The organism is Thalassospira sp. MCCC 1A02491 (assembly GCF_001613785.1).
In the GTDB taxonomy this organism is placed as follows: Bacteria; Pseudomonadota; Alphaproteobacteria; order Rhodospirillales; family Thalassospiraceae; genus Thalassospira; species Thalassospira povalilytica.
The window spans coordinates 300,958-321,605 of record NZ_LPVX01000029.1 but is presented as its reverse complement, the minus strand read 5'-3'; the positions used below and the strand labels follow the sequence as shown (position 1 = coordinate 321,605).

Below are 20,648 nucleotides of genomic sequence, written 5' to 3'. Positions count from 1 at the left end.
TATTCCGGACTTCATTGCCGTGATCTGGGTGCCTTGTCGCAATTTAGAAAATAATGGCGCCACCATCGCCAAAATCGGGAGCCTCACATGTCCAATCCGGAAGTCCGCCGGAACATCATTTTCCTTAGTTTATGCGTCGCACTTTCTGCCAGTGCGATGTCGCTGATCTTCACTGTTGCCGCGGTGATCGGGTATTCGCTGGCGACAGACAAGTCACTTTCGACCTTGCCGGTGGCTTTCATGATGATCGCCATGATGGCGATGACAGCCCCATCGGCCATGGTGATGGCGAAATTCGGACGCCGGTTCGGCTTCTGGATGGGGGCCGGGATTGCAATGATGGGCGCGGTTTCGGGTATGGGGGCCGTTTATTACGGCAATTTCTGGCTGCTATGTGTGGCCTGTGCCTGTATCGGGGCGGGCAACGCGATCGCCATGCAATACCGGTTCGCCGCCGCCGAAGCAGCACCGGCAGAATTCCGTGCGCGCGCCATTTCCTATACCATGCTGGGCGGGCTTGCATCGGCATTTATCGGACCGAATTTGGCAAGTTTTGCACGTAACTGGTTTGAAACTGTACCTTTTCTTGGAACGTTTGTTGCGCTGATTGGTTTGCAAATCCTGTTGGTGATTGCGATCGGGCAGCTTCGTCTTCCCGATATGCGCGGCCGTGTTCATGATGAACCGGCCCGGCCGCTGAAAACCGTTTTGGGGCAGCCCGCCGTAATGGTGGCGATTTTTGCAGGCGCACTTGGCTATGCCGTCATGAGCTTTGTAATGACAGCAACGCCGCTGGCGATCCTTGATTGTGATTATGCGTTCGGGGATGCGGCATTCATCATTCAATGGCACGTGGTCGGGATGTACGCGCCGGGATTCTTTACTGGCAATCTGATCAAGCGGTTCGGGGCGTTGAAAATCATTCAGGTGGGCGCACTTCTGAACTTTGCCTGTCTGGCGGTCGGTTTGTCGGGTCAGGACCTGATGGGGAATTTCTGGGTGTCGCTGGTTCTGTTGGGGATTGCCTGGAACTTCATGTTTGTCGGGGCAACGACCTTCCTGACCGAGAATTATCGCCCCTCCGAGCAGGCGCGGGTTCAGGCAATCAATGAATTCGCAGTGTTTGGTACGGTTGCTGTGGCTTCCCTGTCAGCCGGATCGATCTATGCGGGATCAGGCTGGGTGACGCTGCTATACAGTGCAGCAGTTCCGGTGGGACTGGTATTGGTGATTGTCGCCGGATATGCCATCCGGCGCAAAACCCAGACGGTGTGACGCACCGATCAATGACAAAAGGGCCGCGATTGCGGCCCTTTTTCGTGACGGGGTTCTGCGACGATTTTGGCGGGTCTCAATGATGTCCGGTCAGAATTTCCAGCGCATGCGAGCGGAATTCGCGATTGTAAAGAACCAGCGTCACCCAGGTCGCACAAATGATGAAAGCAACCGGATGATAAAACCAGGCCAGGGCCGACAGGGCGAAAAAGTATGCGCGGATGCCACGATTGAAATTGTGGGCAGACATCATGCTCATGCGTGATGCACGTGCGGCTGCACGCGCTGCATCCGGTTCGCTCGGATCCGGGGCGGCACCGATCAGGATCGAACAATAGTTCGACAGTCGGAATGCCCAGGTGAACTTGAAAAAGGCATAGATGAAAATCACGATCAGCAACACCACCTTGCATTCCCAGACGCCAGGCGTGGTAATGGCGGCAAAGGGCAGGGCAGCGACCGTTTCGATGGCCTTATCGGTATAGCCAAGTAACGCGACAAGACCGATCAGCACCAGAATGGTGGTTGATGAAAAGAAACTGATACCGGTAATCAGGTTGCCAGCGATCGATGTATCAACCATCCGGATATTGCGTTTGAGCATCTGTTCCATCCAGCGATGGCGATTGCGTGCCATATGGGCAGATATGGAATTGCGTCGACGCGGCCCGGCATCGGCAAAGATCGTGTAGCCGATCCACCATGAAAGAGCCCAGCAAATTGCGACGATATCGATGACGTTGAATGCGGGCATTGGATGGTCCATGCGTGTTATGCCGAAGGTTCAGGCGGGTTTGGAATTGTTTTATATCCTACTGACATTGCGTTATTCTTCGCAATCCTCTTTCCATGGCCCTATATCGTCGAAATGTGGATCCTGCATAGCTGATCATCTTGTCGCCAGCGCGGGTTGAGTTTTCCATCAATCCAGAGTATCAGCAGCGCAAATTTTCATTGGAGACCGACATGAGCGATCTTGAAAACGATCTTGGCGAAGATATCGACTTCGAAGAATTCGAAGCCCACACCGAAAAATTGCTGGAAGAAGGTCGTACCAAAGACGATCTGTTCGAATTTGTTGGCTTCATGAATATCAATGAAGTCGGCACGCATATGATTGCGGCTGAAATGGTTCTGGACGAAGACGCCATCGACCAGATGAGCGAGAACCTGCGCAAGCTTGATATCGATCTGTCACCGCTGGGCGAGTTGACCGGCGGCCTTAAAGGCGGCGAAGACGTCAAACGTGCACTGGGTGCGTTGTTCCTGGAACTGGTTGAGCTTTGCGAACTTGATGAAGATGACGAAGACGCCGGCGAGCTTTCCGAAGAAGCACTTCTTCTGTTGAACTTCATCAAACGGTTCAATCCGCAAATGCGTCGCCTGACGGTTGCGCTGACCGATACCGACGATGATGATGTGTCGTGCGAGTATGAAGTGACCAACTGGTAAGCTGGTACTTGCCGATCAGGCAGATAATCATGTAGGCAAAAGGCAGGGAACCAACCCTGCCTTTTTCTTTTACGGAGCCATCATTGTGCCTGCCACCATGCCGATCAATGCGACCAAGCGATTGCAGACCTATCACGACCGTCATGCGCGCGGGCTTGAGCCCTTTGAAGATGCCGCATTGTTGCGCGACTGGATTTCCGGTCATGGCGACCAGTTTCATTCTGTTGTGGAATGTGATCTGAAACGTTGCCCGAAAATCGTTTATGATTTTTCAGCAAACGGTGATGTGGTGATCGGCGGCACGAGCGACCCGGCACGTCAGACAGAAATTATGTGGCAACAACTGGCCGCGGCAGACGCGCCGGTAGGGATCGGCCGATATCGCGAAGACCGTGTCTGTTATCAATCCGAACAGTTCAAAAACGACGGTGAAGCCCGAAGCCAGCATCTGGGCATCGATCTGTTTGCAGCCGCCTATACGCCGGTCTTTGCGCCCCTTGATGGTGTCGTGCACAGCTTTGCTGACAACAATTTGCATCTTGATTACGGGCCGACCATCATCTTGCAACATGAACCGGCGGATGGTGTGCGCTTCTACACCCTGTATGGTCATCTGAGCAGACCGTCCCTTGAAGGACTTTATAAAGGCAAGGAAATCCGCGCCGGCGAGCTGTTTTGCCGGTTTGGCGATTTTCCGATCAATGGTGACTGGATTCCGCATCTGCATTTTCAGATCATTTTTGACATGCTGGGCCGGGAAGGGGACTATTTCGGGGCGGCAAAACCATCGGAATGGGATATCTGGACAAGCATTTGCCCGGACCCGAACCTGATGTTGCAGATGCCTGAAAATGTTGTCGCCAGCCGGGATGGCAAATAGATGCAGCCACGTTTGAAAGCAGGACTTTGGGTTCGTGGCCAGATTGCCATTTGCCAGTCAAACCTGATTACGGCCATGGTGCTCCATAAGGGCAACGAGGATGCGGGGGCCGTTTTGTTGAAACTGAATCGGTTCGATGCCGGGTGTTTCGTCTATTCCAGGGTTACGACGCTGGACGGCGATCTTGGCTGGATGCTGGTTGCAGGCGGTCCTGATGGCGGGCGTGAAACGGAATTTGCCTGCGATACCTATTGGCGCAAGCAGATCGACTTTGACCGCGATGTCTGGGTTCTCGAAATCGAAGACCATAAAGGCCAATACGAACTTGATGCACCCGTCGTTGATTATTAGAGCGACGGATCGTCAGTCCCGGTAAAGGTGCGCCACAATACCGATTCACCAAAAGAAAAAGGCTGGCAACAATGTGCCAGCCTTTGTTCTGATCGCAGCGCGGGATCAGGCGGTGCGCTGAAGCAGGTGATAACCGAAATCGGTTTCAACCACGTCAGAGGTCGCACCGACATCCATGCTGAATGCAGCAGCATCGAATTCCGGAACCATCATGCCACGGCCAAAGAAGCCAAGATCGCCGCCCTGCTGGCCGGACGGGCAATCGGAATTAGCTTTTGCCAGTTCTGCAAAATCGGAACCGTTTGCGATCTGGTCTTTAAGGGCATTGATTTCGTTCAATGCTTCTTCTTTGGTGCGAGTGGCGGTCGAACGTGCCGAACCGGCATACATCAGAAGAATGTGCGACGCGCGAACTTGTTCACTCATAACTGGTCCTTTCTTCCGCCAAGGCTTGCGCCAGACGGATTTTCTGCAAGATTAGAAGTTTATGGATAAAGCCAAGGGTCCAAATCCATACACAGTCGTATACACCTGTACATGGGCTTGGGCCCTAGACATTGTCCATGCCTTGTGGCTTGTTACGACAAATTGAACCGAGATGAAAGAGAAGAGGCAGATTGATGCTTGCTGTTGTGTCCCCGGCCAAGAAGCTGGATTTCGAAACGGACGTGCCGGAAATGGCCGTTTCCCAACCGGCGTTTCTCGATGACACGGAAGAATTGATTGAAGTTGCACGGAAAAAAAGCCGTGGCGATTTGATGAAGCTGATGGGGATCAGTGAAAACCTTGCGGATCTGAATTATAAGCGCTTCCAGCATTTTTCACGGCCTTTTGATCGCAGTAACGCAAAACCGGCGATCTTTGCCTTTCGTGGTGATACCTATGTCGGTCTTGATGCCGATACCATGAAGGATGCCGATATCGACTGGGCCGAAGACCATTTTCGGATGCTGTCGGGGCTTTATGGTCTGTTGAAGCCGCGTGATCTGATGCAGCCTTATCGCCTTGAAATGGGCACACGGCTTGAAAATCCGCGTGGCAAGGACCTTTATGCGTTCTGGGGTGACAAGATCGCCAAGGAGATCAACAAGCTTACCGAAGGCCACAAGGACCGCAGCCTGATCAATCTGGCATCCAACGAATACTTCAAGTCGGTCAAGACCAAGCTGCTTGATGGACCGGTCATCACACCGGTCTTTAAGGAGGTCAAAGGCGGTGCTGCCAAGGTTGTCGGCTTCTCAGCGAAGCGTGCGCGTGGCATGATGGCGCGTTACATGATCGACAATCGACTGGAAGACCCGCAAGACCTTAAGAAATTCAATGTTGACGGTTATTGCTACCAGGATGACCTGTCAAACGAGACGGAGTGGGTCTTTACCCGCGTCCATGACCAGTAACGACAATTTTTTCGGTGAGTACGTATGACCGACGAGCATCTTGAACAGCTCGAGGAAGAAAATCATTTACCCGAATCTCATCCGTTTTCCGGGTATTTGAGAACGTTCTTTCGGGGGCCGGGCCGTTCACGCAGCCTGACGCGCGAAGAGGCATTCGATGCCTTTTCAATGATCCTGCGCGATGAGGTCGAGCCGATCCAGCTTGGCGCGTTTTTGCTTATGCTGCGCTATCGGGCGGAAACGCCGGAAGAACTCGCAGGCATGATCGAAGCCGTGCGCAAAGCCGCAAGGCTTGATGCGGATGATGGACAGGACACCAACCCGGTGGGCCGCCCGATGCTTGACTGGCCGTCATATGCGGCTGGTCGAACCCGTGGTCTGCCGTGGTTTGTATTGTCGGCACATTTGATATCGCAGAACGGTGTTCCGGTTCTGATGCACGGTTATAACTCGCATCTGGTCAATGGTCTTGGAACCGAGGCCGCGATCAAGGCGCTTAAGCTGCCGATCGCGATGTCGGCCGAAGAAGCCCGTTCGGATATTGCCGCAAAGGGGTTTGCTTATCTGCCGCTGCGCCATATGCATCCGAAATTGCAGGAGCTGATCGGGTTGCGGTCGCTTTTGGGGCTGCGCAGTCCGGTGAATACCCTGTTGCGGTTGCTGAACCCGTTGCAGGCACGGGCCGCGTTTCTGGGGGTGTTTCATCCGGCATTTCTGGATGTGCATCGTGAAACCGGAAAGCTTCTTGAACTGCCGCGAATTGGCGTGATCAAGGGCGGGGGCGGCGAAGCAGAGCGCACACCGTTCAAACATGTTGATCTTCGGATGCTTGATAACGGCGAGCTTTGCGACGTCCGATGGCCGGCACTTTTGCCAAAAACCGAAAAAGAAATCGACGATCAAAGCCCGGTGACTCTCAAGCACTTTCTGGCTGTTTGGCGCGGCGAGGTCGAGGATGCCCCGGCCGAAGCCAGGATCAAGGGTAGTGCGGCGATGGCGGCATTCCTTGCGGGCAAAGCCGATTATATGGACGAAGCCGAAGCCCTTGTGCAGGGATGGTGGGATAATCGCGATCGCGATATCGGTTGATATCGCGTTTTCGCATTGAATGATTTTATGAAAGCGGGACGGATTGCCGTCCCGTTTTTCGTTCTAGAATGACGAGCCGGGTTCTTTGAGAAACGCGATTTCTTCTGGCGTGGATGTCCTGCCAAGAATGTCATTGCGATGCGGATAACGCCCGAACCGGTCGATGATTTTCTTGTGTTTGATTTCAAAGCCGTAATTGTGTTCAAGCCCGGGCTGATCAAACAGGGTCATGGCAATTTCATGGATCAATTCGGATTCTGAATGCATATAGGGCATATACAGAAACGCCCGCTGTTCTGGTGATCCAAGTTCCTTGTCCTTGCCCAAGGATACGGCTTCCTGTGCAAGAACAAGCGCGATCGGATCGGCAGCAAATGATTGCGGCGTGTCGCGATACATGTTGCGCGAAAACTGATCCAGAACGATGATTTCGGCAAGGCGCCCCGATGCGGTGTTGCGCCATGTGAAAAGTTCACCGGCAAGGGCCGCGGCATGAATGTCGGAAAATCGTTCGGCAATGTGGGTGTCAAGTGCAGTATCCTTGATAAACCATTGCTTTTGTTCGAGTTCCTTGAACCAGAAGTCCAGGACTGTTTCAGGAGCCATCATTTCCAACCCATCCCATGTAAGGCCAATCGCAATATTGTGCGATGTGTCTGCTGATCTTTGCCGGGGGAAGGGCGAAGGTCAAGCAATGGCGCGAAAAGATAATCCGTTCGGATGCGGGCAAAGAGTTGACAGGTGTTTGCCGCCCATGGAATATGAACGCGTCTTGGGTGTTGATCCATTGGATCGGCTTAAAAGGGAACGTGGTGCGTTACGACAATGCCACGGCTGCCCCCGCAACTGTAAGTGGTCCGAGCATTACCTATGCCACTGGTGACAAACCGGGAAGGCGTAATGCTTTTGAAACCACGAGCCAGGAGACCTGCCTTTGACTGCCGGACACGGCTTGTCCGGTACTGAACTGTTGGACGCCGGGGTGAGCGTCAGGTTGCAGGGAAAAGGCGGTCTCGTCGTGAAACCGGTATCTTGCTTCCAGCCATCCTATCGTTCTTGATCCTAACTCTGTGCGTCGGGAAACTTTTCTGACGCGCATCGTTCGTGAAAAGAGACGATTACATGTTTAAAACTCTTGGCAAGCTTGCGATTGCAAGTGCCTGTTTCGCGTTTGCGTCACAAAGTGCGCATGCCCATTTTCAATTGGCCTATACACCGGAAGTCAATGTGACCGCCCCCGGCGAACTGCCGGTGAAACTGATATTCTGGCATCCGTTCGAAAACGGACATGTCATGGATATGAAAAAGCCGGTGGCGTTTTACGCAATCCATCGCGGTGATAAAATTGATTTATCTTCAACACTTTCTGAGGTGACCTTCACAGGGAAGGAGAATACCGCCAAGGCGTATGACGGTACTTTGACCCTTAAGCGCAGTGGCGATTACGTGATGGTGGTGGTGCCCGAGCCCTATTACGAAGAAAGCGAAGATATCTTCATTCAGCAGATCACCAAGTCCTATGTGAACCGCAACGAAATCCCGACCGACTGGATGGAGGCACAGGGACTTGTGACCGAAATTCTGCCGTTAAACCGGCCGACCAACATTGTCGCAGGTTCGACCTTTACCGGTCGGGTGCTGAGCAACGGTGAACCGGTATCCAGGATCGAGGTTGAAATCGAATATATGGCAGCCGAACCCGATATGGACCGCAACGCGCCCAAGGAACCGACAGCAGGACCGATGCCCGGTGGGGCGATTGTCGCGATTACCGATGCCAACGGGTATTTCACGTTCGGGATCCCCAAGGCCGGATTTTGGGGTTTTGCGGCTCTTGGCAGTGGGCCGGACAAAGAATTTCAGGGAAAAGAGCTTTCACAGGATGCAGTCCTGTGGGTTCGCGCCTATGATGTGCAATAGGCTTGGGGACAAAATAGATGCATATTGTTGACGGGGCACTGGCCCCAGAGGTGCTGATTGGCGGTGGCGTGCTTGCAGTCGCGGGGCTTGGACTTGGATTGCGCAAACTGCCAATCGATAAAATTCCGGCGACGGGGGTGTTATCGGCGACGTTCTTCGTCGCCTCCCTGATCCACGTGCCGGTCGGTCCGTCGAGCGTGCATCTGATCATGAGTGGTCTGGCCGGGCTTGTGCTTGGCTGGACCGCATTCCCGGCACTTTTTGTCGGGCTTTTGTTGCAGGCCATCTTTTTCGGATTTGGCGGTTTGACCGTGTTGGGGGTCAATACCGTCAATATTGCATTTCCTGCGGTGATTGCCGGTTTCATGTTTCGCGGATTGGTGTCGCGAAGCAATCCAACCTTTGCGGCAATCTGGGGCGGGTGTGCCGGTGCGCTTTCAATTGCGCTGACCACCTTGTTCGTGGCCATTTCCCTTGGTCTGAGCGGGGAAGGGTTTGTACCGGCGGCCAAGCTTGTTTTCTTTGCCCATATTCCGATCATGGCGGTCGAAGGTCTGGTGTCTGCAGCAGCGGTTTATCTGATCATGAAGGTCAAACCGGCCTTGCTGATCGCCGATGCCCAGATCAGCCGATATGACGCACAAAGCCCCGCGATCCTGGCCGAACAGGTGAACGAGGCCAACAATGGCTAAGCTTGCAACTGGGGTGTTTCTGGCAGGCCTTCTGTTCGGAATGCAGGCCGCCCAGGCCCATAAGGTGATTGCATCGGTTTTTCCAAGCGGCACAGCTGTCGAAGGGGAGATCGGGTTTTCCAATGGCGATATGGCTGCGGACACGCTGGTTGAAGTTTTTGACCAGCAGGGAAACAAGATCGATGAAATCAGAACGGATTCTGACGGTTTCTTTGTCTATACGCCAAGCCGGAAAGTTGACCTTGTCTTTCGGGCCGATCTGGGGGCTGGGCATGTTGCAGAAGCCAGTTTTGATATTGCCGACCTGACGGGAATTGCCGGGGCAGGCAGCATTGACGCAGTTTATTCGGATGATAGCGCTAACATCACGGTTGATGGGGCAGTTGTCGCGGATAATGCAACCAAAACTGCAATTACCCGGGAACAGGAAGAAGTCATTGCCGCGATCGTTCGCGATGAATTGCGGCCATTACGTCGGGAAATTACCGCCTATAAGGAAAAGAACGATCTTCAATCGATTCTGGGCGGTATTGGTTATATATTCGGGTTCTTCGGGATTGCCTATTATCTGGCAGCAAGACGTTTGAGAGCCAAAGCAACCAAATCATGAGCCATCTTTTCGGGCATGACCAACCATTAAGCGTTCAGGCAGGCGGGCAACGACCGTCTTCCTTTGTCGGATCGTTTGATCCGCGTGTTCGGGTGGTGGCGGCCTGTCTGTTTTCGGTGATGGCCGTTTCCCTGCATCAGATCGAATTCGCGCTTGCTGCCTTTTTTGTGGCAATAGCGACGATGTTCATGACTGATTTGCCTTTGCGTCTGACCCTGAAACGTATGGCAGCAATGGACGGGTTCATCATCGTGATGCTGGTGATGTTGCCATTCACAACGCCGGGAACCGCCATGTTTACCGTCCTGGGTGCCGAGGCCAGCAAAGAAGGATTGCAACATGCGGTCCTGATCGGCATTCGCGCCAATGCGGTTGTTTTGATGATGCTTAGCCTGCTTGCCGGCTTAACGCCGGTGGGGCTTGGTCATACATTATACCGGCTGCGTTGCCCAGCAGCCCTGGTGCATCTGATGATGTTTACGGTGCGCTATATTTCGGTTCTTCACGATGAATATCATCGATTGCGCATGGCCATGAAATTGCGTGGCTTCAAGGCGCGCAACAGCATTCATACCTATCGGTCGCTGGGGTATCTTTTCGGGATGTTGCTTGTCAGGTCTCTTGAACGTGCCGAACGGGTTCTTGAGGCCATGAAATGCCGCGGATTTAGTGGCCATTTCCCGATGATTGATCATCTTGTGTTCCGGCAACGTGATGCCCTTTTCGGGGTGGGGTTTCTGATGCTGGTTTCCGTACTTGTTATTCTGGATCGTTTTTATGTCGTCGCTTATTGAACTAAACGATATTTCATACGGATACCGCGCCGGGCAAAATGTTCTGGACCGTGTCAGCCTGTCGCTTGAGGCCAATGAACGATTGTTTATTACCGGCCCGAATGGGGCTGGCAAAAGCACGTTGTTGCGCATTCTGGTCGGTCTGATCAAACCGTTTGGCGGCGAAATCAGGGCATTTGGAACGCCGCGTGTAACGGACAAGGATTTCCATGATCTGCGTTGTCGGGTCGGGTTTATTGTCCAGGACCCCGATGATCAGCTGTTTTGTCCGACCGTGGTCGAAGATATCGCCTTTGGCCCGCTTAATCTTGGGGCCAGCCGTGAAGAGGCCCTGGCGATTGTTGACGAGGTTCTTGATCAACTTCATCTCAGACATTTGCGCGAACGCATCACCCACGAGCTTTCAGGCGGGGAAAAGCGGCTGGTTTCTGTGGCGGCGGTTCTTGCCATGAAGCCCGATGTTCTTTTGCTTGATGAGCCGACGAACGCGCTGGACGAAGAAAATCTTCACCGGCTTGAGGAGATCTTGCTGGAACTGCCGCAAGCCATGATTCTGGTGTCGCATGACCCGCATTTCCGCCGGAAACTGGCCACCCGGACGCTGGAGTTGCGCGCCGGAAAAATGTCGCAGGCCAAGGAACTTGCACCGAAGAAATGTACCGCATCCGATCGCGCCCGGCAAAATGCCAAGGCCAATGATCATTCATTTGAAAGTCTTTGACGGTTTAAGATAGGGTATAAGGCGACACACAGCCCGGATGCCCCAACATGTCGCCATTTTCCATTTCGGCCTTTCGACATCTTTTTGCTGCCCAGATCACGTCCCTGATCGGGACCGGATTAACCACGGTTGCCCTGTCACTTCTGGCGTTCGATCTGGCCGGGGCGGATGCGGGGCGGGTATTGGGATCCATTCTGGTTTTGAAGATGGTCGCGTATCTGGTGATCGCCCCGATTGCCGGTGGGATGGCGCATTTGTTGCCACGGCGAACATGGCTTGTCGGGCTTGATATTTTGCGTGCGGCAATTGTTCTGTGTTTGCCCTTTGTCGATCAGATCTGGCAGATTTTTGTTCTGGTCTTTGTGGTCAATGCCGCGTCCGCCGCATTCACACCGGTCTTTCAGGCCATTATCCCGGAAATTCTCGAAGACGAGAAATCCTATACCAAGGGCCTTTCCTATGCCCGCTTGGCCTATGATCTGGAAAACCTGATCAGTCCGGCACTTGCAGCCGCCTTGTTGTTCGTCTGGTCGTTTGACAGCCTGTTTATCGTCAACAGCCTGACATTTGCACTTTCGGCCACTCTGATTGTGACAACAACAGTGCCGCGCGCCGCCGCAACGGATCGCGAAGGCGGCATTTACGCCAATACGCGGTTTGGGGTGGTGGCATATCTTAAGACGCCACGGCTACGCGGACTTCTGGCCGTTCATTTTGCAGTTTCCTGTGTCGGGGCGATGATCATCGTCAATACGGTTGTTTTGACACGATCGATCCTTGGCGGGTCTGAAATCCTGACCACGGTGTTTCTTGCCTGTGCCGGTGGCGGATCAATGGTTGCGGCATTCGTCATGCCCAAGATCATTGATACAGTGGGCGAGCGCCGATTGATGATGGCCGGAATTGTCGCCGCATCCCTGGCAATGGTGGCAGGTGCCGTGATCATGGGGGCAGGCATTCGCGATGTTGCCGCCTTTGCGTTGCTGTGGGTGATCGCCGGGGCCGGAACCACATTTGCGCAGACGCCAGGTGGACGGTTGGTGCAACGATCTGCCGGTGCGGGGGATCGTTCCGCATTCTTTGCCGCCAATTTTGCACTGTCCCATGGTGGATGGTTGATTGCATATGGGGTGATCGGATGGATTGGCAGTTTGGCCGATATTTCGGTGGCGTTCTGGGTGTCGGGCGGGCTTGCATTTTGCGGTGCTGTGATGGCGCGCGTTCTTTGGCCCAAACAAGACCAGCTTGAACTTCAGCACAGCCATCCCGGTTTCTGGCATGAACATCCCCACGATCATGCCGATGAACACCATGGACATGTCCATCCCGCCGAAGCAGCCGCGACGTCGTCGAACGATGCAAAGCATCATGATGACGGTCACCAGCACGCGGAAGAAGACCGGTCAAAGCACCGGCACCGCCATTATCATCCGCCGGTCAGCCACAAACATCGCTTCGTGATTGACAGTCACCATACCCGCTGGCCGGTGGAAAGTGGTGAAATGGTCTGATTGCGGTTGTTAGACAGATGTCTGTTTACGGGCGCGGACCCACGCCAAGATTCCGAAAATACCAATAATCACACCGATGCCGCCCATGATATCGGACATACGAACATCATTGCGATAGGCGTTTACCTCCTCGCGAAGCGGGCCGATCTGTCGTGCGACGGCATGATTGATCAAGGTGGTCAATTCGTCGCGCGTCAGGGCCTTTAGCCCGATTGGGGCGGTTGCCGATGATGACGGCGAGGTCTTTGTCGGGGCGACCGCGGCATCGGGGGTGTTATCGGTCACAAAGCTTGCCGTGATGTCCGATGCATTTTTCGCGGGTGGAAGGTTTTCGGAAAACTCGTCCTCGGTCAGGGTGAATGTGGCGACATGACCATCGCCGGTATTGGCCTGAACCACGTAGGGCGTCCGGTGGCTGACGCGGATTGCAAAGGCACCTTTTTGGTCAGTGCGGGCCGCCGCCACAACCGTGCCGTCATCGGCATGAAGTTCAATTTCAGCATCACGGGCGCGCGTCCCGCCAGTGAAATAGACATATCCTTCAATCGTGTCGCCGGTGCTTATGGCAAAGACATTAAGGTTATGGGCCTGTGCGGCAGAAACGCCAAAAGCACAGAAAAGCAAAATGAAAAGACCAAAGCTGCGCAAACGACTTGTCATGGGGGCAGGCCAATCGATTAAGGATGAATGCAATTTCAATAGCAGAACTTACGAACGGGTAAGTGGCCCGGACCACTAACCCGTTGGGTTCAGTTCATCTGATCGGTTTTGACCCACAGCACACCGCCGCGTTCGACCGGGACCTGGGTGCCGCTGTCAGGTGCGGTCATTGTGCCGTCTTCGATCAAGGCTGCAAACACCCACCAACCTTCCTTGGGCATTGCATAATGGAAGATGCCATTCGCATCAGCCTTGATGACCTGTGTGGCAAAAGTCGCATTGGGAAGGGTGATACTGCCGTCATTGGCATATTCGACTTCAACTTCGGCAAAGGGAACAGGATCGCCATTGTGGCGCACCATCCCGGAAAAGATATTGCCGGTCCAGATGCCATACGGGCGGGTAAGGGGTTCTATTTCCACCGGGAAACCGACCATTTGGTCCCAGTCTTCGCCGGAATCATAGGCATCAACGATGGTTTTGGTGTACTGGATGATGAACTTGCCTTCGGCCGGTTCAAAATACGGCACCGGTTCAAGATAAAAGGCATATCCACCCGGTGCCTTCAAGGTGACCTCGACGTCGAAGGCCGATTTTCCATCCACTGTCTTGGCTTCAAGACTTTGGCGCAAATCGATCTTTTGGTCATTGTATTGCATGCCAAACTGAACTGGCGGTGCCATTTCCATTGCCGGACCATTGGTCATCGGATGGGTAAATGTCAGATCAAGCTTTACTGTGCGGCCGGTATCCTGATCGACCACATTGGTTGACGGAACCATCTTTTGGAAATGTGCCGATGCAGATGATGCGACGATTGATGTGAGAAGCAGTGACAATGATGCCTTTGAAAGCAACCGGGAGGCGAGGGACATTGCAAAGTCCTTTGTTGGAAAATCAATATCGTCGTCAATCTGACGCATGGCGATGCACTGATTTAAAATATTTCATACGAAATTGCAAAAACGTATGACGCTTTATCTACCGCCATCAGGCCTGCATCGCAGATCGCGGCGCCGAACCAGCGTCACGAACAGCCCGGTTCCCCGTCAATTCATCGATCCAAAACAGATACTTGGACAAATACGCTTTTGATGTATCGTTGAGCGACACAACAAAAAAACAGGGGCAAACGCATGAAAGTTATCTACGTATCGCACGATGGCGGGACGCACTGGATTGATGCAAAGCAGCGCGAAACCAAAACGCTTGAGGTCGCCATCAGTCAAAGTCAGCCCGGACACCTTATCCGGTTGATTGCCGGGACATACAATATCAGTCAGCCACTGCGTTTGCCGCGTAGTGGCACGGTTGATCAACCGATTGTTATTCGTGGCGATAGTGGTGTGGTCCTGGATGGCAACAGGGGCCCGGATGCGACCGTTTCGGCGACCAATCCGGGGGCGTCGCGGTTTGCAGTGTTCCAACTGATCAATGTTGATCATATCCGCATCGAAGAAATTGTGATCCGGCGTGCGTGGCCGTCAGCCGTTTATATTGAAAACAGCTGTGACCTTTCATTTACCGGACTTGATATTTCCGATGGGACCTATGCGTTTTATGCCAATGGTCCGCGCACCGAACGTATCCGTATCCAGGCCTGTCGATGGGTTCAGGATGTTGCGATCTGGCGCACCATTCGCTGGGACGAAATCCATGACGGCAAAGATGAAGACGGGAATGTGATCAAGGTGCCGTATCGGTATCTTAACGGTGCATTTTTCGGATCGGATGATATTGCAGGCGATGTTGAGATTTCAAATAACGACATTCGCGACTGTTATAACGGCATCAGGATGGATGTGTCGGCGGACAATGTTGGTGCGCCAGTCGGCACGTTTAATCGCGATGTTCGCATTCTCGATAACCGGTTTAGCTATATACGTGATAATCCCGTGGAACCCGAAGCGATCGCCGTCGGGTGGTGGATTGGCCGAAACCGGTTCTTTAATTGCCACAAGCTGTTTTCCCAGGACGGGGTCAGGGGTGGTTTCTGGTATTACTTTGGCAATATTTGCTGGTTTGACAGCCGCCCGGGACCCGAGGGGGACGAATATAACGGCGGTGCAGTTTTCAAGCTGGGCAAAGGTGGAAGCGTACCGCAGCCCGACTATGTTTCGGCCTGTCTGCACAACAGTTTCTTCCTGCGGCAGAAATACATCAAAAAGGGCACCACACGTGGCTTGATCAATGCGCGCAACGCAATTGACCATGCGGACCCAACCGCTTTGCCCGATCAGATGATGCCGCTTGATCAGTCCTTTCTGGGTAAGCAAGAAGATCTTCAATTGTCGGCAAGTTCACCATTGCCGGTTCGGTTCGAAGGTGATCTGGCCAAGCATCCGACCTATCCAGCAGTATTCGATCCTTATGACGGGGTGCTTCATGATCCAAGACCAGCCGAAGGCCCGTTATTTGAAAACAGCTTGGCGGGGCAATTCGATTTGGCCGAATGTCATCGGGTTCCATATTCCTGCGGGTTGGAAATCCCGTTGCCGGATGGGACTACGTGGCATAGTCCGCGCGCGTATTGGCCCGGAGCGATTACAAACGGGCGTGTGATATTCGGGCCGGAATATGTGCCGGTGGATCTTGAATATGTTCGATCCTTGCCGATCCCGGGATAACGCACGACGTCATCGTTATCATTGGAATTGCATGTTTCGAGTTTACGTATGCGTAAATATGTTGACTGGAATGTCGGAATGTTGCGATGTTGGCATGTTGCAGTCAACAAACAAGAAAAACCATGAACGACAAGCTTTACAGCATTACTGAACTGGCCGAAGAGTTCGACATTACACCACGCGCCATCAGGTTTTACGAAACCAAGAACCTGCTCGCACCGCAACGGGCCGGGGCGACGCGTGTCTATAATTATCGTGACCGGGCGCGGCTGATGCTTGTCCTTCGCGGCAAACGTCTTGGATTCTCGCTGGAAGATATCAAGGAATATATTGATCTCTATGATGCGGACCGCACCCGGACCGAGCAACTTGCACATTTGATGCTTGTCGGGCGGCGCAGGATTGCGGAACTCGAACAGCAGCTTGAAGATGTTCAGACCACGCTTGCAGAGCTTCGCAAAATCGAAGGCGAGGCTGTCGAAAGCCTGCGTGAAAAGGGTATTGATCCGGAAAAGGCGGTCGCAGACATCAAGGCCAAACTGGTTGCCGAGGGCGCCTGACAAATCCAGTGACAGATGAAAAAGCCCGGCTATAGATGCCAGGCTTTTTTGTTTGTGGTCAGATCATCATTCCGCATCACGCTGAAGCGGCAGGGTGACTTCAAATACATCCTCATCAGGGATGTATTTGCGGCTAAACCCAAGCTTTTCACAAAGTGTCAGCATGCGCCGGTTGCTTGGCAGAACCTGGCCGATAAAGGTTTCGGTTCCTTTGCGTCGGCAATAGGCGATCATTTGTTCCATCAGAACCCGTCCCAGTCCGCGACCCTTGATATCGGAGCGGACCATGATGGCATATTCGGCATGTTCATTATTCGGGTCGATCACGACCTGAACGATGCCATGTATTTGCCCCTGTTCAGGCCCGTTAGGCACCACGGCAAGGAAGGCCATGTCCCGGTCGTAATCAAGCTGGGTCTGACGGGCCATTTCGGAATGGGGAAGTTCGCGCACAGAGCCAAAGAACCGGAAATGGATATCTTCCGGGGTCAGGCGCGACATGAACTCGTAATGGGCCGGCTCGTCTTCGGGCTTGATCGGGCGCAGAAGATAGGTCGTGCCATCATCCATCACCAGTTCCTGTTTCAGGTGCCTTGGATAAGGATGAATGGCAAGGCGTTTGTCGTCGCTGACGACTTTCGGGGTTACCTTGATACGGGCATCAAGGGCAATGACACCGTGCTGATCGGCAAGAAGCGGGTTCATATCAAGCTCAACCACTTCGCCAAGATGCACCACCAGCTGCGACAGCCGCACCAGCGTCATGTAAAGGTCTTCCAGATTGACCGGCGGGACGTCCCGATAACCTTTTAGAAGCTTGTAGATGCGGGTGCCTTCGACCAGTTCGCGGGCGAGCTTCATGTTCAGCGGGGGCAGGGCCATGGCACGGTCACGGACCACTTCGACCTCGACACCGCCATGACCAAACAGGATGACTGGACCGAAAATCGGATCGGTGGTCATGCCGACAATCAGTTCACGTGCACCGGCACGGGTGACCATTTCCTGAATGGTAAAGCCGCGTAGTCGCGCCTTTGGGAACTTTTGGGCGATGGTGCGCTGCATCTTGGTCGCAGCGGCACGAACCTCGTCACTGCTGTCAAGATTAAGGACAACGCCGCCAACGTCTGACTTGTGGCTGATATCATCAGACAGAATCTTAAGAGCGATCGGATAACCGATATCGTCGGCGGTACGAACGGCTTCTTCGACATCACTTGCCGCAATCGTTTTGACCGTATTGATCCCATAGCATTCCAGAACGGCTTTTGCTTCCGGTTCGGTCAGCATGTCACGCCCGGCGTGAATGGCGCTATGAATGATGCTGCGGGCCTTGTCGGTTTGGGGCGTGTAATCGCGCGGAACGGATGGCGGTGTTTCCATCAGCAGGTCCTGCAATTTGCGATAATTGACCATATGCTGAAAAGCAGCGACCGCATTTTCCGGCGTGCGATAGGTTGGAATGCCCGCCGCATAGAACATGTTCCGGGCTTCTGCGACGGTGGCTTCGCCGACCCAGTTGGTCAGGATGTTCTTTTTGCTGTCCTTGATCTTGTCAATCACGCCGCGCGCGACTTCGACCGGATCGGTAATGGCGGTTGGTGCGTGCATGACAAGCAAACTGTCGATATTGCTGTCGGTCAGAACTGTTTCGATGGCCTTGGCATAACGTTCACCGGGGGCATCACCGATAATGTCCACCGGGTTGGCGCGTGACCATGTCGGGGGCAGGACCTTGTCGAGTTCGGCGATTGTGCTGTCGTCAAGCTGGGCCAGATGGCCCTGTCGTTCGATCAGGGCATCAACGGCAAGAACGCCGATACCGCCGCCATTGGTGACGATGCCAAGCTTGTCACCACGGAACGGACGCATGCGCGACAGGGTTTCCGCCGCTGAGAACATTTCACTGACGGTATAAACGCGCAGCACGCCAGCCCGTTTGATAGCGGCGTCAAATACGTCATCGGCCCCGGCCAGCGCACCGGTATGCGATGCCGCAGCAGCCGCACCTTCGGCAAAGCGGCCGGACTTGATGCACAGGATCGGCTTGTTACGCGATGCTGCGCGGGCAGCCGAGATAAAGCTTCGGCGTTCATGGATGGATTCGATATAAAGCATGATCGCGCGGGTGTTGGGATCAGACCCGAGATAGTCGATCACATCCCCGAAATCGACATCATCACATTCGCCAAGCGATATAAAGTGCGAGAACCCGATTCCGCGTGCCGCAGCCCAGTCGAGAACCGCCGTACATAACGCGCCGGATTGCGAGACAAAGGCAATTTTGCCACTGCCGATATTCTGGTGGCTGAAACTGGCATTCAATCCGATGCCCGGCACCATCAACCCAAGACAGTTCGGTCCCAGAAGGCGCATCTTGCGTTGGGCGGCGATATCGAGCATCGCCTGTTTGACTGTGCGTTTGTCATCGTACTGTTCGGCACCAAGGCCCGCGGTCAGAACAATGGCCGCCAGGCAGCCTTTTTCCGCAAGGCATTCCATGACCGGGACAACTGCTTTGGGCGGAACGCAGATCACGGCCAGTTCGGGCACAACCGGAAGGCTGTTGACGTCAGGATAGGCAAGTACGCCGCCGATCGACTGGCTGCGCGGATTGACCGGCATGATCGGCCCGTCAAATCCCCCTGCAAGCAGGTTTCGCATCAGCACATGGCCAACCGAATGGGGTCGGTTGGATGCACCAATCACGGCGACCGATTTGGGTTTGAACAGATGATCCAGATTAATTGTGCTCATCGCCGGATTCCCGCGTTTTGATGTGGGCTTGTATGGTGGCAGCGTCATCGGTCCGCACATTGCCGTGCGGGCAGGGCAGTGAATAGCCACGCATGAAGTTGCGCGATGTTAAGTCAGCACTGATTATATTGATTTGCTGTGCATCAATAAAGCACTGAGGCCACGAAGTTTTTATGGCAAGGGTGGCGCGCTTTTCCAGCATCGGTTCAAATACGGCAAATCGACACCGCGTGGGCCGGGATATTAGTGAAGATGACCGTGGTGATCGTCATCATCATAGCGTTCCGAATCTTCGATCCATTGTTCGACTTCGCCAGCCGATGTCATTGCCAGCGCAATTTCCAGATCATTCTGGACATGGGCGAGACTATCGAACATCGGGCACCAGCCAAATGCCTGAATGCGGGGGTCCGTGGTCGATGAAATGGTGAAAAGATCACCGTCAATCGGGTGCACCATGCCGTGAATGACTTCATTTTCACCGGTGATCAGCCAGCCGCGTGTTTCGCCGGAAAGAGTGGCCAGCTTTACTTCGCGCAATTCAATTTTGACGGTTTTCATGATGCGGTGCCTCAATCTGCGACGTATCAAAAACAAAAGGGACCGAACATGATGTTCGGTCCCTTTTTAATTGGCTCCGGCAGCAGGACTCGAACCTGCGACCCAATGATTAACAGTCATTTGCTCTACCAACTGAGCTATGCCGGATCAGGCGTTGCGCTCCGTCCGAAGCGCGTGGAGGGTGTATAATCAAACGGCCCGAACGCCGCAAGACCTTTTTTACGAAAAAAAGACCAAAATTTCGTCTTTTTGGCATTGGGATGCCGTTGTGCGACTGTGGGTTAACCACCATGCGAAGTTAATCGCAAAAAGGTTGGTGCGCCGTCACAAAACGCGGTTACTGAATATGTGAAATTTCACATCAATACCGAGCAGGAAACCGCGTCCACCATCCATGGATAGTCAAAGGGCGCTGGGTGATCGAAGATCGTAATTGGGCAGGTGGCGTGGTGCAGGAAGATCGGGAAGGGTACAAAGCAAAAACCCCCGGAACAGAGTTCCAGGGGTTTATGGCTCCGGCAGCAGGACTCGAACCTGCGACCCAATGATTAACAGTCATTTGCTCTACCAACTGAGCTATGCCGGATCAGTGGAGGCGCGAGCCGGAATCGAACCGGCGTGCAAGGATTTGCAGTCCTCTGCGTAACCACTCCGCCATCGCGCCTTCGCGTTGGCTGGAGCGGTGTATAGCCTCATAGAATACGACCCGTCAAGCACCCAATTTTACATTTTTTAAACAGCGGCTTGATTATCCGCCTGAAAGTAGACGAACCGCCCGAGAAATGATCCCG

At 53.7% G+C, this 20,648-nt stretch carries 21 protein-coding genes, 3 tRNA genes and 1 riboswitch; of the genes, 14 read left to right on the top strand and 10 right to left on the bottom strand.

The window, feature by feature from the left end:
* Positions 1-87: 87 nt before the first annotated feature.
* Entirely contained in the window at positions 88-1,275 is a 1,188-nt protein-coding gene (locus AUQ42_RS11230) for an MFS transporter (RefSeq protein WP_068519163.1), read from the top strand.
* A gap of 76 nt (positions 1,276-1,351) precedes the next feature.
* Here AUQ42_RS11230 and AUQ42_RS11225 read toward each other — a convergent pair whose 3' ends face one another.
* Entirely contained in the window at positions 1,352-2,029 is a 678-nt protein-coding gene (locus AUQ42_RS11225) for a DUF599 domain-containing protein (RefSeq protein ID WP_228195396.1), read from the bottom strand.
* Between the two features lie 212 nt (positions 2,030-2,241).
* Between AUQ42_RS11225 and AUQ42_RS11220 the strand changes: the two genes are divergently transcribed.
* The 3 genes from AUQ42_RS11220 (at position 2,242) to AUQ42_RS11210 (ending at position 3,958) form a co-directional block, all read left to right on the top strand.
* Positions 2,242-2,727 carry a hypothetical protein gene (locus AUQ42_RS11220; RefSeq protein WP_068519161.1) on the top strand — a complete coding sequence of 162 codons (486 nt, stop codon included), beginning with the start codon at positions 2,242-2,244 and terminating at the stop codon, positions 2,725-2,727.
* An 85-nt stretch (positions 2,728-2,812) separates the two neighbouring features.
* Positions 2,813-3,607, top strand: coding sequence for a peptidoglycan DD-metalloendopeptidase family protein (locus AUQ42_RS11215; RefSeq protein WP_231856744.1), 795 nt, complete (start codon positions 2,813-2,815; stop codon positions 3,605-3,607).
* Entirely contained in the window at positions 3,608-3,958 is a 351-nt protein-coding gene (locus tag AUQ42_RS11210; protein ID WP_068519159.1) for a DUF1491 family protein, read from the top strand. It abuts the gene before it with no gap.
* Positions 3,959-4,063: 105 nt separating this feature from the next.
* Here the strand turns inward: AUQ42_RS11210 and AUQ42_RS11205 are convergent, their stop codons facing one another.
* Positions 4,064-4,384: a peptidylprolyl isomerase gene (locus AUQ42_RS11205; RefSeq protein ID WP_068519158.1), complete on the bottom strand. Its 321-nt coding sequence runs from the start codon at positions 4,382-4,384 to the stop codon at positions 4,064-4,066.
* 194 nt (positions 4,385-4,578) lie between these two features.
* Between AUQ42_RS11205 and yaaA the strand changes: the two genes are divergently transcribed.
* Together yaaA and AUQ42_RS11195 are read left to right on the top strand one after the other, a co-directional pair.
* Positions 4,579-5,355 carry a peroxide stress protein YaaA gene (gene yaaA, locus AUQ42_RS11200; RefSeq protein ID WP_068519157.1) on the top strand — a complete coding sequence of 259 codons (777 nt, stop codon included), beginning with the start codon at positions 4,579-4,581 and terminating at the stop codon, positions 5,353-5,355.
* 24 nt (positions 5,356-5,379) lie between these two features.
* Positions 5,380-6,444 (top strand): glycosyl transferase family protein, encoded by a 1,065-nt coding sequence (locus tag AUQ42_RS11195; RefSeq protein WP_068519156.1) that lies wholly within the window; start codon positions 5,380-5,382, stop codon positions 6,442-6,444.
* A 63-nt stretch (positions 6,445-6,507) separates the two neighbouring features.
* Here AUQ42_RS11195 and AUQ42_RS11190 read toward each other — a convergent pair whose 3' ends face one another.
* Positions 6,508-7,053, bottom strand: a complete 546-nt coding sequence (locus tag AUQ42_RS11190) for a DUF924 family protein (RefSeq protein ID WP_231856743.1) — start codon at positions 7,051-7,053, stop codon at positions 6,508-6,510.
* 148 nt (positions 7,054-7,201) lie between these two features.
* Positions 7,202-7,395: riboswitch (cobalamin riboswitch) on the top strand.
* Between the two features lie 171 nt (positions 7,396-7,566).
* Here AUQ42_RS11190 and AUQ42_RS11185 point away from each other — a divergent pair.
* Genes AUQ42_RS11185 through AUQ42_RS11160 form a run of 6 tightly spaced genes read left to right on the top strand, consistent with a single transcriptional unit; the run spans position 7,567 to position 12,692 of the window.
* Positions 7,567-8,364 (top strand): DUF4198 domain-containing protein, encoded by a 798-nt coding sequence (locus tag AUQ42_RS11185; protein WP_068519154.1) that lies wholly within the window; start codon positions 7,567-7,569, stop codon positions 8,362-8,364.
* 17 nt (positions 8,365-8,381) lie between these two features.
* The gene (gene cbiM, locus AUQ42_RS11180) at positions 8,382-9,056 is read left to right on the top strand and encodes a cobalt transporter CbiM (RefSeq protein WP_068519153.1); all 675 of its coding nucleotides are present in this window, start codon (positions 8,382-8,384) and stop codon (positions 9,054-9,056) included.
* Entirely contained in the window at positions 9,049-9,666 is a 618-nt protein-coding gene (locus AUQ42_RS11175) for a cobalt ABC transporter permease (RefSeq protein WP_068519152.1), read from the top strand. The genes cbiM and AUQ42_RS11175 overlap by 8 nt, the downstream gene beginning before the upstream one ends.
* On the top strand, positions 9,663-10,460 hold the full coding sequence (gene cbiQ / locus AUQ42_RS11170) for a cobalt ECF transporter T component CbiQ (protein ID WP_082817824.1): 798 nt from the start codon (positions 9,663-9,665) through the stop codon (positions 10,458-10,460). The genes AUQ42_RS11175 and cbiQ overlap by 4 nt, the downstream gene beginning before the upstream one ends.
* Positions 10,444-11,181: an energy-coupling factor ABC transporter ATP-binding protein gene (locus AUQ42_RS11165; protein WP_068519151.1), complete on the top strand. Its 738-nt coding sequence runs from the start codon at positions 10,444-10,446 to the stop codon at positions 11,179-11,181. The genes cbiQ and AUQ42_RS11165 overlap by 17 nt, the downstream gene beginning before the upstream one ends.
* 47 nt (positions 11,182-11,228) lie before the next feature.
* Positions 11,229-12,692, top strand: a complete 1,464-nt coding sequence (locus AUQ42_RS11160) for an MFS transporter (RefSeq protein ID WP_068519150.1) — start codon at positions 11,229-11,231, stop codon at positions 12,690-12,692.
* Positions 12,693-12,701: 9 nt separating this feature from the next.
* Here the strand turns inward: AUQ42_RS11160 and AUQ42_RS11155 are convergent, their stop codons facing one another.
* Positions 12,702-13,352, bottom strand: coding sequence for a hypothetical protein (locus AUQ42_RS11155; protein ID WP_068519149.1), 651 nt, complete (start codon positions 13,350-13,352; stop codon positions 12,702-12,704).
* Positions 13,353-13,441: 89 nt separating this feature from the next.
* A complete protein-coding gene (locus tag AUQ42_RS11150) occupies positions 13,442-14,227 on the bottom strand; it encodes a DUF4198 domain-containing protein (protein WP_068519218.1) in 786 nt (261 codons plus the stop codon).
* Between the two features lie 261 nt (positions 14,228-14,488).
* On the opposite strand from AUQ42_RS11150, the gene AUQ42_RS11145 reads away from it, so the two are divergent.
* On the top strand, positions 14,489-15,979 hold the full coding sequence (locus AUQ42_RS11145; RefSeq protein WP_068519148.1) for a hypothetical protein: 1,491 nt from the start codon (positions 14,489-14,491) through the stop codon (positions 15,977-15,979).
* A 122-nt stretch (positions 15,980-16,101) separates the two neighbouring features.
* Positions 16,102-16,539 carry a MerR family DNA-binding transcriptional regulator gene (locus tag AUQ42_RS11140; RefSeq protein ID WP_068519147.1) on the top strand — a complete coding sequence of 146 codons (438 nt, stop codon included), beginning with the start codon at positions 16,102-16,104 and terminating at the stop codon, positions 16,537-16,539.
* 66 nt (positions 16,540-16,605) lie between these two features.
* On the opposite strand, the gene AUQ42_RS11135 is transcribed toward AUQ42_RS11140, so the two are convergent.
* From AUQ42_RS11135 to AUQ42_RS11110, 5 genes are all read right to left on the bottom strand, one after another.
* On the bottom strand, positions 16,606-19,296 hold the full coding sequence (locus AUQ42_RS11135; protein WP_068519146.1) for a bifunctional acetate--CoA ligase family protein/GNAT family N-acetyltransferase: 2,691 nt from the start codon (positions 19,294-19,296) through the stop codon (positions 16,606-16,608).
* A gap of 243 nt (positions 19,297-19,539) precedes the next feature.
* Positions 19,540-19,857: a hypothetical protein gene (locus AUQ42_RS11125; RefSeq protein ID WP_068519144.1), complete on the bottom strand. Its 318-nt coding sequence runs from the start codon at positions 19,855-19,857 to the stop codon at positions 19,540-19,542.
* Positions 19,858-19,928: 71 nt separating this feature from the next.
* Positions 19,929-20,004 (bottom strand) — tRNA-Asn (locus AUQ42_RS11120).
* A 363-nt stretch (positions 20,005-20,367) separates the two neighbouring features.
* Positions 20,368-20,443, bottom strand: a tRNA-Asn gene (locus tag AUQ42_RS11115).
* 4 nt (positions 20,444-20,447) lie between these two features.
* Positions 20,448-20,521: transfer RNA gene (locus tag AUQ42_RS11110), tRNA-Cys, on the bottom strand.
* Positions 20,522-20,648: the final 127 nt, after the last annotated feature.